This window comes from bacterium, from assembly GCA_040755755.1.
Taxonomy (GTDB): Bacteria; SZUA-182; SZUA-182; order DTGQ01; family DTGQ01; genus DTGQ01.
Genome location: JBFLZW010000010.1, coordinates 149,036 through 163,644 on the forward strand (window position 1 = coordinate 149,036; position 14,609 = coordinate 163,644).

3 protein-coding genes and 1 CRISPR repeat array are annotated in these 14,609 nt (G+C 58.3%); all 3 genes read left to right on the forward strand.

What is annotated here, in order from left to right; translation table 11 throughout:
* The first annotated feature begins 116 nt into the window (after positions 1-116).
* The 3 genes from cas4 to cas2 all read left to right on the forward strand — a co-directional run bounded on the left by cas4 (position 117) and on the right by cas2 (position 2,297).
* Positions 117-749, forward strand: a complete 633-nt coding sequence (cas4, locus tag AB1611_03960; GenBank protein MEW6378749.1) for a CRISPR-associated protein Cas4 — start codon at positions 117-119, stop codon at positions 747-749.
* A gap of 86 nt (positions 750-835) precedes the next feature.
* The gene (gene cas1c / locus AB1611_03965) at positions 836-1,876 is read left to right on the forward strand and encodes a type I-C CRISPR-associated endonuclease Cas1c (GenBank protein ID MEW6378750.1); all 1,041 of its coding nucleotides are present in this window, start codon (positions 836-838) and stop codon (positions 1,874-1,876) included.
* 130 nt (positions 1,877-2,006) lie between these two features.
* Positions 2,007-2,297, forward strand: coding sequence for a CRISPR-associated endonuclease Cas2 (gene cas2, locus AB1611_03970; GenBank protein ID MEW6378751.1), 291 nt, complete (start codon positions 2,007-2,009; stop codon positions 2,295-2,297).
* Positions 2,298-2,554: 257 nt separating this feature from the next.
* A CRISPR array of direct repeats spans positions 2,555-14,447; the repeat unit is 37 nt; unit sequence GCGGCACCCGCCCTCGCGGGCGGGTGAGGATTGAAAC.
* Positions 14,448-14,609 lie beyond the last annotated feature (162 nt).

Consider the following 14,609-nt stretch of genomic DNA (forward strand, 5'->3'; position numbering starts at 1 on the left):
GCCATTGCCCTCAAAAAGGGGGGCGAGGGAATGGATAGGTTTACTATCCTTAAGATGGGTAAGTTATTTTGCAGGAGTTCCCTGGAGACATTGTGGAAAGATGAAAGGAGGTCACTATGACTTCACAAGAACTAACCGACCCCATCATGGTCTCCGCCCTGGAGCATTACAGCTACTGTCCCCGTCAGTGTGCCCTCATCCATATAGAGCATATATGGGACGAGAACATTTACACCATGCGTGGCCGGGATGTGCACGAGAATGTGGATATCGACTCCTCGCACCTGTTGGCTGGCGTCCGCTATGAGCGGGCGCTGCCGATATGGTCGCGCCGACTGAATATGGTGGGGAAAGCCGATCTGGTGGAGTTTCACGGTGATATTCCCTATCCGGTCGAATATAAATCCGGCCACCGCCGCACTGGCCACCACGAGGCGATGCAGCTCTGCGCCCAGGCAGTCTGCCTGGAAGAGATGCTCAGCGTAAGGGTGGAGAAAGGAGCGCTCTATTGGCATGGCTCACGCGCGCGGAAAGAGGTAATATTTACCGCGTCCCTGCGAGAGCAGCTTGAAAAGGTGGTTTCTGCCGTTCATGAGATGATTGCTAACCGGCTTATTCCCCCTCCGGTGAATGATAAGCGGTGTAAGGATTGTTCATTGAGAGAATCCTGCCTGCCAGATGTGATCGGTGATAAAACCAGGAACCGGCGGGCGGCCAGAGAGCTGTTTACTCTGGAACGTCCGGAATAGCGCAATCACAGACTTGTTGTTTGCAGTACCCTTCAATCTGCCGGTATGTCTGAGGATTGAAAGCAAGCGAAGCGGGAGGAATACACGTGAAACAGTTTCTGAACACGCTGTATGTTATGACCCAGGGAGCTTATGTCTGCCTGGATCATGAGACAGTGAAGATTGAAGTAGAGGGAAAGGTGCAACTCCAGGTTCCCCTCCATCACCTGGGGGCCATTGTCACTATGGGAAATGTCATGATGAGCCCCTTTATCATGGCCCGATGCGCGGACGATGGCCGGGCGGTGGTGATCCTTGACCGGAATGGGCAGTTCAAATGCCGCATGGTCGGAAAAACCAGCGGTAATGTCCTGCTCCGCCAGGCCCAGTATGAGGCGGTCAGGGAACAGGAGCGGACTTTGGCCATTGCCAGAAATATCGTTGCCGGTAAGGTAAAAAATGCCAGACAGATACTTTTGCGCGGGATACGGGAGAGCGATAATGAAGAAAAGGAGGAGATCGATGCTTTAAAGAAAGCCAGCGATACCATTTCCAATGTCCTGTTCCATCTGAAGGACGCAAAGGATATTGACGAGGTGAGAGGATTTGAGGGAGAAGCGGCCGAAGCTTATTTTCAGTCCTTCGACCGGATGGTCAAGAAGAGCGAGCGGAAGTTCTTCACCATGAATGGCCGAAGCAGAAGGCCGCCGCTTGATCCGGTGAACAGCCTCCTGTCGTTCCTTTATACCCTGCTGCTGAATGATTGCGTTTCAGCACTGGAAGGAGTCGGGCTCGATTCACAGATGGGTTTTCTCCATGCCCTGAGGCCAGGAAGACCATCATTAGGATTGGACCTGATGGAAGAATTCCGTTCTATATTGGCGGACCGTCTGGCGCTGACACTGATTAACCGGAAACAGGTAACTGCCAAACATTTCGAGTCCAGACCCGGCGGAGCTATATATCTTAATGATGAGGGACGCAAAGCCGTGGTAGTGGCCTACCAGAAACGGAAACAGGACGAATTCCACCACCCGATTCTGGATTCAAAAGCCCCCTTCGGCCTTATCCCTCACATTCAGGCAAGATTGCTGGCCAGACACCTGCGCGGAGATCTGGAGGCATATACACCTGTTTTGTATTCGTAGTGAAGAGGTGTGAGAGCACCATAAAAGTTACCCATGAGCCAATGGAATCCTTTTCACTATTTCCTCACTCACCGAAGATGTACAAAGCAACAAGGAGTGAGCAAGTGATTGCGGGTAAGGAACTAAATACATGCTGATTATCGTCACTTATGATGTATCTACCGAGACAAAAGCTGGTTGTAGGAGACTGCGGCGGGTAGCCCAGGTATGTAAAAATTATGGCCAGCGAGTGCAAAAATCCGTCTTCGAATGTCAGGTCAATGATGTACAATTCGAACAACTGCGAAGGAAACTTCTCAAGGAGATCAACAAAGACGAAGACAACCTTCGACTCTACCGGCTTGTAGGGCAGAGGGACAACTATGTTGAGACATATGGACAGAGCAGGACCCTATTCTTTGATGAACCTTTGATAATTTGACCAGGCAATAAATAGTCTCCACCACCCGCATGCAGGTGGGGTGGGGAGGGGAAGTGTGAAAGGAATAAATGTTATTCAGCGCGAACCTGATGCACCATCGGAAATGCCGGGGGGGTCGCGGATGAGGTAAGGATATGGTTTTATTAAGCTTGGGAGGAGGTGATACTTTTTATTAGAACATTTTGCAGCCTAAATTTCAGGGGTTCGCGTAAATGAGGATTTAAGTATCTGTTTATGTTTGAGGAAATACAGATACTGCGGCACCCGCCCTCGCGGGCGGGTGAGGATTGAAACCTGACAATCATAAGGGTGAAAGAGCTCCAGACTTCCAGCGGCACCCGCCCTCGCGGGCGGGTGAGGATTGAAACTGATACTTGAAATGGTACCTCCAACCTTTCCCCGGCGGCACCCGCCCTCGCGGGCGGGTGAGGATTGAAACTGCCCGATAATCTACGCACGGCCGTGTTGGATAATGGCGGCACCCGCCCTCGCGGGCGGGTGAGGATTGAAACTGCCGACCACATACGATGCTGAATAGCAATCTGCTTGCGGCACCCGCCCTCGCGGGCGGGTGAGGATTGAAACTTTGCCCTGTAACCTGCACGAGTGTATGCGCGGGAGCGGCACCCGCCCTCGCGGGCGGGTGAGGATTGAAACACCAATTTGGGGAGGATAACAACCTCTGTTATCCTCTCGCGGCACCCGCCCTCGCGGGCGGGTGAGGATTGAAACCGCGGAGATTGACGCACTCTCCCCAGGTTATCGGGCGGCACCCGCCCTCGCGGGCGGGTGAGGATTGAAACCTTGCCAGGACGCCAGCATTTCGGCGTCGGAAGAGCGGCACCCGCCCTCGCGGGCGGGTGAGGATTGAAACCGTACAGCGATAGGGCCTGCTTGTCGTCGCTTTTTACCGCGGCACCCGCCCTCGCGGGCGGGTGAGGATTGAAACGTTTGATCATGCCTCTGGCTAGCAAGAAATGAACCAGCGGCACCCGCCCTCGCGGGCGGGTGAGGATTGAAACTTGAATTTTGTCTGAATTACATTGAAGATGACCGGCGGCACCCGCCCTCGCGGGCGGGTGAGGATTGAAACGATCTCCTCAATGATGATGATGAGGATGATGAGGAGGGCGGCACCCGCCCTCGCGGGCGGGTGAGGATTGAAACCGCACTAATGATGATGGTGAGGGTCTGTGGATCCGCGCGGCACCCGCCCTCGCGGGCGGGTGAGGATTGAAACAACCTATCGCGCGCATACACTCGTGCAGGGTATAAGCGGCACCCGCCCTCGCGGGCGGGTGAGGATTGAAACAGCAACCTGAATCAATTGCACATCGCTCGTTTCCGCGGCACCCGCCCTCGCGGGCGGGTGAGGATTGAAACATATGTTCCTCCTGGGCTCCAGATCAGAAGTCCGGCGGCACCCGCCCTCGCGGGCGGGTGAGGATTGAAACTCCGGGATGCGTATCCCGGAGAACCTCAACCTCCCAGCGGCACCCGCCCTCGCGGGCGGGTGAGGATTGAAACTGGAGTAAAGTTGAGGAATGATGTCAGACCTTTCGCGGCACCCGCCCTCGCGGGCGGGTGAGGATTGAAACCCAAACACCTTAAATCTATCGTCTATCTCTACCACGCGGCACCCGCCCTCGCGGGCGGGTGAGGATTGAAACAATCTGAGCCCCAATCAGAATTCTAACATAATCCCAGCGGCACCCGCCCTCGCGGGCGGGTGAGGATTGAAACTCGATATACCATGATAGGTATTCTTTACCCATTTCGAGCGGCACCCGCCCTCGCGGGCGGGTGAGGATTGAAACATAAATTCGGGCAGAGATTTAGTCCAATCACATACCGCGGCACCCGCCCTCGCGGGCGGGTGAGGATTGAAACTGTACAGTTTACCTTTTGATGAGCAAAAAAAGGAGCGGCACCCGCCCTCGCGGGCGGGTGAGGATTGAAACTCGCTGATCGGGTCCAAGTGGATATCGGCATCGAGCGGCACCCGCCCTCGCGGGCGGGTGAGGATTGAAACAAAAACCTGCTGGTTTTGTTTCAAGCGCTCGGAATATTGCGGCACCCGCCCTCGCGGGCGGGTGAGGATTGAAACTCCGGGATGCGTATCCCGGAGAACCTCAACCTCCCAGCGGCACCCGCCCTCGCGGGCGGGTGAGGATTGAAACTTCCCCCAATTAAACAAGGCCCTGATATGTCTTGCGGCACCCGCCCTCGCGGGCGGGTGAGGATTGAAACATGATGAGTATTAGGATTTACATTTATTTTATTGCGCGGCACCCGCCCTCGCGGGCGGGTGAGGATTGAAACCAATGTGGGAGGTATTGCATGGGCGTCTACTTTGGCGGCACCCGCCCTCGCGGGCGGGTGAGGATTGAAACAGGAACATTTGCATATATAATTTTTGATCTACCTGCGGCACCCGCCCTCGCGGGCGGGTGAGGATTGAAACCACCTCATGTATCGAGGTATTGAAACAGCCAAAATCCAGCGGCACCCGCCCTCGCGGGCGGGTGAGGATTGAAACATTGTCCGCTCACGGAAGAAGAAAATTAACCTTCGCGGCACCCGCCCTCGCGGGCGGGTGAGGATTGAAACTTATCTCCTCGATCCTGCGGATTGGCCGCAGGATGGCGGCACCCGCCCTCGCGGGCGGGTGAGGATTGAAACTGGAAGTCGGGGACCACGGTACTGGACTATAGCCAGCGGCACCCGCCCTCGCGGGCGGGTGAGGATTGAAACTTTGATCTCATCCAAATCTTATGTTTGCCGACCTCGCGGCACCCGCCCTCGCGGGCGGGTGAGGATTGAAACGGCCCCTCCGATCCTCGTAGTGCCACTAAAAAAGCGCGGCACCCGCCCTCGCGGGCGGGTGAGGATTGAAACAACTTTTTGTCAATCGGCAGAAAATTTATTCCATCGGGCGGCACCCGCCCTCGCGGGCGGGTGAGGATTGAAACGTGGAGCGCCAGCAAATTGAGCTCTCGGTGCAGCGCGGCACCCGCCCTCGCGGGCGGGTGAGGATTGAAACATAGGTCTTTGGCTCAAACTCTGGCAATTCACATAGCGGCACCCGCCCTCGCGGGCGGGTGAGGATTGAAACAATCTGAGTATCAGCATCTGTGATCTCTACCTTATAATGCGGCACCCGCCCTCGCGGGCGGGTGAGGATTGAAACTCTGGTTTGTTCTTTTGAGCCAAAAATCTTTCAGAGCGGCACCCGCCCTCGCGGGCGGGTGAGGATTGAAACGATCCGAGTTAAAATCGATTTTAACCTTGACTCATGCGGCACCCGCCCTCGCGGGCGGGTGAGGATTGAAACCGACCTAAATTGGTCAAATCCTCGATTCTGGGGAATGCGGCACCCGCCCTCGCGGGCGGGTGAGGATTGAAACTCTCTGCCGGTACTCTTTGCCTTTCCGGGCAAAAGGCGGCACCCGCCCTCGCGGGCGGGTGAGGATTGAAACATGTTTGGTTCCATTTCTTTTGCTTACCGATCGAGCGGCACCCGCCCTCGCGGGCGGGTGAGGATTGAAACTATCTGTAGCCACAATGGGATTGTGTTATCTGGATATGCGGCACCCGCCCTCGCGGGCGGGTGAGGATTGAAACTGATACTTGAAATGGTACCTCCAACCTTTCCCCGGGCGGCACCCGCCCTCGCGGGCGGGTGAGGATTGAAACACCGGGAAGAATCCAAATTTGTCGGAAATATCTATAGCGGCACCCGCCCTCGCGGGCGGGTGAGGATTGAAACACTCATCCGACCCATAGTCTCTTTAATCGCCCACAGCGGCACCCGCCCTCGCGGGCGGGTGAGGATTGAAACAAGATTACGATCAGGATGTTTTGTCGGGCTCGATCGCGGCACCCGCCCTCGCGGGCGGGTGAGGATTGAAACTCATTCTCCGGATCCTGAGAAATGAACGATGGAGGCTGCGGCACCCGCCCTCGCGGGCGGGTGAGGATTGAAACCTGGTGTTCCCCAGGGGAGAATTTCGGTAGTATTTCGCGGCACCCGCCCTCGCGGGCGGGTGAGGATTGAAACACACCGTGGAATCCTGCGTCCTCGATTTCCAATGTGCGCGGCACCCGCCCTCGCGGGCGGGTGAGGATTGAAACTTTGATACGCCGGTTAAGTTTTTTACCGGCATATCCGGCGGCACCCGCCCTCGCGGGCGGGTGAGGATTGAAACGCGCCAGTGCTTATAAACATAACTTTCGCTTAACTGCGGCACCCGCCCTCGCGGGCGGGTGAGGATTGAAACTCTCCCCTGGTTGGCCGGTGGCCAGGGGAGTTATCAGGCGGCACCCGCCCTCGCGGGCGGGTGAGGATTGAAACGTGGAGCGGCATCAGGTTGAGCTCTCGGTGCAGCTACAGCGGCACCCGCCCTCGCGGGCGGGTGAGGATTGAAACGTCGAGCGCCAGCAAATTGAGCTCTCGGTGCAGCTGCGGCACCCGCCCTCGCGGGCGGGTGAGGATTGAAACTGATACTTGAAATGGTACCTCCAACCTTTCCCCGGCGCGGCACCCGCCCTCGCGGGCGGGTGAGGATTGAAACTTGAGTAAACTTTTGACATTATCCAGCACGGCCGGCGGCACCCGCCCTCGCGGGCGGGTGAGGATTGAAACACGATATCCACTTCACCGTTTTTCCCGATAATATGCGGCACCCGCCCTCGCGGGCGGGTGAGGATTGAAACTATGAATACAATAATTACAATTAGTTACAGGGCAATAGCGGCACCCGCCCTCGCGGGCGGGTGAGGATTGAAACCCATATCCCATACTCGATCGGTCTTTTGCCAGTAGCGGCACCCGCCCTCGCGGGCGGGTGAGGATTGAAACAATTTCCGGGAGTAATTTAGCTATTGCCGAGCGAGCGGCACCCGCCCTCGCGGGCGGGTGAGGATTGAAACACCCAAAAACTTCCCGCTTTTCCCAAACACCCTAAAGCGGCACCCGCCCTCGCGGGCGGGTGAGGATTGAAACTGCTGATTTTTTGCTGCCATTTTGCACCGATTGTAGCGGCACCCGCCCTCGCGGGCGGGTGAGGATTGAAACGTCATTACCATGAGCTCAGCGCAACCCGTTTCCAGGCGGCACCCGCCCTCGCGGGCGGGTGAGGATTGAAACAAACTAGAGCAAAATGCTTTAGTCAGACATGATGAGCAGCGGCACCCGCCCTCGCGGGCGGGTGAGGATTGAAACCCATTCTCCTCAATCGGCCTAGTGGTCCTCCCCAGGCGGCACCCGCCCTCGCGGGCGGGTGAGGATTGAAACTTGCCAGGGGAGGGGGCACCAGGTTTATTGCGACAGCGGCACCCGCCCTCGCGGGCGGGTGAGGATTGAAACGTCGAGAGGGTTATATCATATATATATATAGGCGGGCTGCGGCACCCGCCCTCGCGGGCGGGTGAGGATTGAAACAACAAGGGGGTTAATGATCGACGCTTCAAACTCACGCGGCACCCGCCCTCGCGGGCGGGTGAGGATTGAAACACGTAATCTTTCGCCAATCTCCCAAATATCCGGCAAGCGGCACCCGCCCTCGCGGGCGGGTGAGGATTGAAACATTTTTATATCTCCTCATCCGGCCGGTTTCCCTCCCGCGGCACCCGCCCTCGCGGGCGGGTGAGGATTGAAACAAATTTGAACCAACTATTGTCCACCTACCACCGCCTGCGGCACCCGCCCTCGCGGGCGGGTGAGGATTGAAACTGGCTGGCTATGGTTGACCGAATTCGTCCGACATCGCGGCACCCGCCCTCGCGGGCGGGTGAGGATTGAAACGAATGCCCCCAGCTATCCCCAGAGGACGAAACAAGCGGCACCCGCCCTCGCGGGCGGGTGAGGATTGAAACGGAATCCATCGGTATCAATGCCAAGCTCGGCTATCGCGGCACCCGCCCTCGCGGGCGGGTGAGGATTGAAACATGTCAGGAGGGATTATGCATGAAAGGTCATATCGCGGCACCCGCCCTCGCGGGCGGGTGAGGATTGAAACAACATTATCCAGCACGGCCGTGCGTAGATTATCGGGCGGCACCCGCCCTCGCGGGCGGGTGAGGATTGAAACTCCAGAGAATTTCTCGAATTCCTCCCATAATACTGCGGCACCCGCCCTCGCGGGCGGGTGAGGATTGAAACCATTCCTCCCCAACTATGGCTGTCCTCCCCTGGTCGCGGCACCCGCCCTCGCGGGCGGGTGAGGATTGAAACCCAACCGAAGTACAGTGGGTGGTTATCGCTATCTGCGGCACCCGCCCTCGCGGGCGGGTGAGGATTGAAACAATATCTCCTGTACCTGTACCGCTATCGATGAATTGCGGCACCCGCCCTCGCGGGCGGGTGAGGATTGAAACTATTCTCCACATCCGGCTATGGTTGTCCTCCCCTGGCGGCACCCGCCCTCGCGGGCGGGTGAGGATTGAAACCTCATTCGGCCGGGTGATTCTCCCCTGGCTGGCCGGCGGCACCCGCCCTCGCGGGCGGGTGAGGATTGAAACTCCGACGACCCGCACGGAGTTTGGCGAATTTGGAAATGCGGCACCCGCCCTCGCGGGCGGGTGAGGATTGAAACCGTCTCATCCCACGCAAGCTCGTAGGTCTGAACTCCCGCGGCACCCGCCCTCGCGGGCGGGTGAGGATTGAAACGACTTGCCAATGCCTGTCCCTTGGTGCATAAACATGCGGCACCCGCCCTCGCGGGCGGGTGAGGATTGAAACAGGGTGAAGGGTGGGTTGATGAGTACAGGGCAAGCGCGGCACCCGCCCTCGCGGGCGGGTGAGGATTGAAACTCGCTCGTCAGGTTCCGGGATATCGTCAAGCTGTCGCGGCACCCGCCCTCGCGGGCGGGTGAGGATTGAAACCGGCGGCGGTGAGCAGAGAGAAAACGGTTCGCAGGGCGGCACCCGCCCTCGCGGGCGGGTGAGGATTGAAACGAACTCGTGTTCTACGGACAAAAAATTGCCCGACCGGCGGCACCCGCCCTCGCGGGCGGGTGAGGATTGAAACTCTTGCCTGGGCTGAAACTCACCGGACAAGAAATGCGGCACCCGCCCTCGCGGGCGGGTGAGGATTGAAACTCAGCGGGTGTGGCTTAAGTGCAGGAATTGTCATGCGGCACCCGCCCTCGCGGGCGGGTGAGGATTGAAACTGGTTTCGGCAAATTTAACCATTTCTAACCTCCACGCGGCACCCGCCCTCGCGGGCGGGTGAGGATTGAAACCTAGTGAGTTAGAAGTTACCGTAGACATCCCCAGGCGGCACCCGCCCTCGCGGGCGGGTGAGGATTGAAACACTCTGGCAGAAATCACAGCAATATGTGATTGCATGCGGCACCCGCCCTCGCGGGCGGGTGAGGATTGAAACAACAAAGGGGTTAATGATCGACGCTTCAAACTCACGCGGCACCCGCCCTCGCGGGCGGGTGAGGATTGAAACCGGCATCGATAAGGAGATTGCGAAGATTATTTTCGCGGCACCCGCCCTCGCGGGCGGGTGAGGATTGAAACAGGAGTCCATTTTTCGGCCCCGCCGATATTACAGGTGCGGCACCCGCCCTCGCGGGCGGGTGAGGATTGAAACGGCTTGGCCTCCACAATCGATTTGGAGCGCACCCAGCGGCACCCGCCCTCGCGGGCGGGTGAGGATTGAAACTCTACCTGGGCCGGGAACCGGCTTTATTACTGTAGCGGCACCCGCCCTCGCGGGCGGGTGAGGATTGAAACACCTCATGTATCGAGGTATTGAAACAGCCAAAATCGCGGCACCCGCCCTCGCGGGCGGGTGAGGATTGAAACTCCTCCCCAGGTTTGGCCGATAACCTGGGGAGAGCGCGGCACCCGCCCTCGCGGGCGGGTGAGGATTGAAACAACCGAGTACCAAAAATGGAATCAGAGCTTTAGAGCGGCACCCGCCCTCGCGGGCGGGTGAGGATTGAAACCGAACGTGAAGCTGACGAGCTGATCGATGTAGCGAGCGGCACCCGCCCTCGCGGGCGGGTGAGGATTGAAACTCGCATCTCTACTTGCCTGAATTGCTGCCCGTATGCGGCACCCGCCCTCGCGGGCGGGTGAGGATTGAAACTCGCATCTCTGGTAGCCTGAATTGCTGCCCGTACCGCGGCACCCGCCCTCGCGGGCGGGTGAGGATTGAAACGAGAGCCTCGCGCGCGATGTAGACATCAGGCGATAGCGGCACCCGCCCTCGCGGGCGGGTGAGGATTGAAACTCGCATCTCTGGTAGCCTGAATTGCTGCCCGTACCTGCGGCACCCGCCCTCGCGGGCGGGTGAGGATTGAAACTCGCATCTCTGGTAGCCTGAATTGCTGCCCGTACCGCGGCACCCGCCCTCGCGGGCGGGTGAGGATTGAAACGTACAGGGAGAGAGCCTGCTTGTCATCACTCTTTACCGCGGCACCCGCCCTCGCGGGCGGGTGAGGATTGAAACAATCACTTACCTTAAAGTATCACTTTAACTATTGCGCGGCACCCGCCCTCGCGGGCGGGTGAGGATTGAAACAAGATTGCCAATGCTGCCTGCACTTCGCCCTGGTGCGGCACCCGCCCTCGCGGGCGGGTGAGGATTGAAACTTGGTATTGTCGTATCGTTGAATATACATCATTAGCGGCACCCGCCCTCGCGGGCGGGTGAGGATTGAAACTCTTCTCTCTGTAATCCATTCGCCAAATGATTTCGTGCGGCACCCGCCCTCGCGGGCGGGTGAGGATTGAAACAAGTTATTCCTGATTTTCCGGTAATCAGGGTGACTGCGGCACCCGCCCTCGCGGGCGGGTGAGGATTGAAACATCTGACTCCTCACGCATGTGGTGGAGCGACAAGCGGCACCCGCCCTCGCGGGCGGGTGAGGATTGAAACCTGCCTGACTTGCAAATGAATGCCTTGTACCCTCATAGCGGCACCCGCCCTCGCGGGCGGGTGAGGATTGAAACATCGTATCCTTGGGCATAACCTTGATCTTGCCACGCGGCACCCGCCCTCGCGGGCGGGTGAGGATTGAAACTACGAAGGGCACGACGAGCTAAAGCTTGTCTATGGCGGCACCCGCCCTCGCGGGCGGGTGAGGATTGAAACGGGTATACTCACTTAATGTGAGCCCGAATTTTTTTGCTGCGGCACCCGCCCTCGCGGGCGGGTGAGGATTGAAACGTGTATCGAACGGGTTGTACAATGGGTACGCAAACTCGCGGCACCCGCCCTCGCGGGCGGGTGAGGATTGAAACCCTCCCTGATAACAGATAAAGATTTCGAGGAATAGGCGGCACCCGCCCTCGCGGGCGGGTGAGGATTGAAACCCTTTCATCCGACCGGGTTTCCCTCCCCTGGCTGGCGGCACCCGCCCTCGCGGGCGGGTGAGGATTGAAACTACTATTTTACCTTTCCAAAAATCGGGGATTTGTAGCGGCACCCGCCCTCGCGGGCGGGTGAGGATTGAAACTCGTTATCAATGAATGCCTGCGAACACAGAATAGAGCGGCACCCGCCCTCGCGGGCGGGTGAGGATTGAAACCATATTGGGTATTGGAAAAAGAAAATTATATTAAGCGGCACCCGCCCTCGCGGGCGGGTGAGGATTGAAACGGCGGCAGACTCACGGGCTCCTTCAATACATAGCGCGGCACCCGCCCTCGCGGGCGGGTGAGGATTGAAACTAGTCCGATCTGATTGATACTCAGAGCCTGAATAGCGGCACCCGCCCTCGCGGGCGGGTGAGGATTGAAACTTCTATCGGCTACTTCAGGAGATAGATAATTCAAGCGGCACCCGCCCTCGCGGGCGGGTGAGGATTGAAACCGTTGACCGTAATAGTAAATTCAATGTAATAGTATCGCGGCACCCGCCCTCGCGGGCGGGTGAGGATTGAAACCTGGAACAGACGCTTGGAATACCGCGAACTGAACCGCGGCACCCGCCCTCGCGGGCGGGTGAGGATTGAAACCCGGAGCAGCAATTGCTGCTCAGGATCCCACACGTGCGGCACCCGCCCTCGCGGGCGGGTGAGGATTGAAACGCTCTCGAGCTGCATCAAGAACATTCTTGGTATTGCGGCACCCGCCCTCGCGGGCGGGTGAGGATTGAAACCAGTGATTTGTACACTTTGGCAACATAATCAGCCGGGCGGCACCCGCCCTCGCGGGCGGGTGAGGATTGAAACTTACTGGTTATTACCCTGGTAGTGCTTCCTAACTGCGGCACCCGCCCTCGCGGGCGGGTGAGGATTGAAACCGAAACCTTTCATGAATTGCCAATCATAAACCTTGCGGCACCCGCCCTCGCGGGCGGGTGAGGATTGAAACATGGCAGTAACCCTGCACCTGATCCACAGGCAAAAGCGGCACCCGCCCTCGCGGGCGGGTGAGGATTGAAACCTCCCCTGGCTGGCCGGTAGCCAGGGGATCTATCAGCGCGGCACCCGCCCTCGCGGGCGGGTGAGGATTGAAACGTTAGTAGTGTTACTATTACCACTACTGACGGTGGCGGCACCCGCCCTCGCGGGCGGGTGAGGATTGAAACATCCCAAGCAAATAATAGATCGCCCTGCCTGATCAGGCGGCACCCGCCCTCGCGGGCGGGTGAGGATTGAAACCCTCCCTGATAACAGATAAAGATTTCGAGGAATAGTGCGGCACCCGCCCTCGCGGGCGGGTGAGGATTGAAACCAGTATCAGGTGGCAAAGATAGTACTGTATTGGCTCGCGGCACCCGCCCTCGCGGGCGGGTGAGGATTGAAACATTCTCCTCCTGAGAATTTATATCGGGTAACAGGAGCGGCACCCGCCCTCGCGGGCGGGTGAGGATTGAAACAAACTTTTAAAGAGGATATCTATCAGCATTCACCAGCGGCACCCGCCCTCGCGGGCGGGTGAGGATTGAAACTTTATGCTCAGGATGTTACGAAACCCTTCAGAACGCGGCACCCGCCCTCGCGGGCGGGTGAGGATTGAAACAAAAGCACTTCCCACGCATAGTTGACTCCTGCAAGAGCGGCACCCGCCCTCGCGGGCGGGTGAGGATTGAAACTGATAATTATATAGGTTATTTTGGCGGTATTACAGGCGGCACCCGCCCTCGCGGGCGGGTGAGGATTGAAACTCACCAGAGTTTTGAATAGTGAGAATATCAAGGCAGCGGCACCCGCCCTCGCGGGCGGGTGAGGATTGAAACGATGACGATCAGGAGCGGATCGATGGTTTTTTTCAGGCGGCACCCGCCCTCGCGGGCGGGTGAGGATTGAAACCATAATCTTATACCAGCCCGCTACCAATGGAGGAAAGCGGCACCCGCCCTCGCGGGCGGGTGAGGATTGAAACAATCTCCACATCCGGCCGAGTGGCTCCCCTGGCCTGGCGGCACCCGCCCTCGCGGGCGGGTGAGGATTGAAACTTTAAAAGTCATATGGCAAATATCGAAAATTGGCCGGCGGCACCCGCCCTCGCGGGCGGGTGAGGATTGAAACATCTCCGTAGAAATAACTTTCCCCGACCGCCCGGGCGGCACCCGCCCTCGCGGGCGGGTGAGGATTGAAACACTGGTGGCAAATACGATCCCATACCACGAGATCGCGGCACCCGCCCTCGCGGGCGGGTGAGGATTGAAACCTGAGTCTGAACAAAATGTATTGTCATCGCTATATCGCGGCACCCGCCCTCGCGGGCGGGTGAGGATTGAAACCTGTTTATAGAAGTGTTCATTGGGTTGGACAATCAAGCGGCACCCGCCCTCGCGGGCGGGTGAGGATTGAAACAAAATGATGTTGAGAATATCATCGATAAGTTTTTGGCGGCACCCGCCCTCGCGGGCGGGTGAGGATTGAAACCCGACAACCGTAGCATCGTAAGCTCGTAGCTCACTATGCGGCACCCGCCCTCGCGGGCGGGTGAGGATTGAAACTCCGACGACCCGCACGGAGTTTGGCGAATTTGGAAAGCGGCACCCGCCCTCGCGGGCGGGTGAGGATTGAAACACCCCACGCAGGCTCGTGGGTCTGAACTCCCATGAGCGCGGCACCCGCCCTCGCGGGCGGGTGAGGATTGAAACATAACGCTAGGGATAGCCATTAATTGAGTTGAACTGGCGGCACCCGCCCTCGCGGGCGGGTGAGGATTGAAACCTACCAAATCAGCCAATTGTCTATCATTGGTCAAATGATTGTGATAATCTAAAATTCCCCCATTTTAGGGGTTTGTGACAATGCAAAATTCCCCCACCCCTGACTGAAGTTTCCGGTATTATATGGGCAGAAAAAAACTAAAGACCATGATACCGGAGGCAG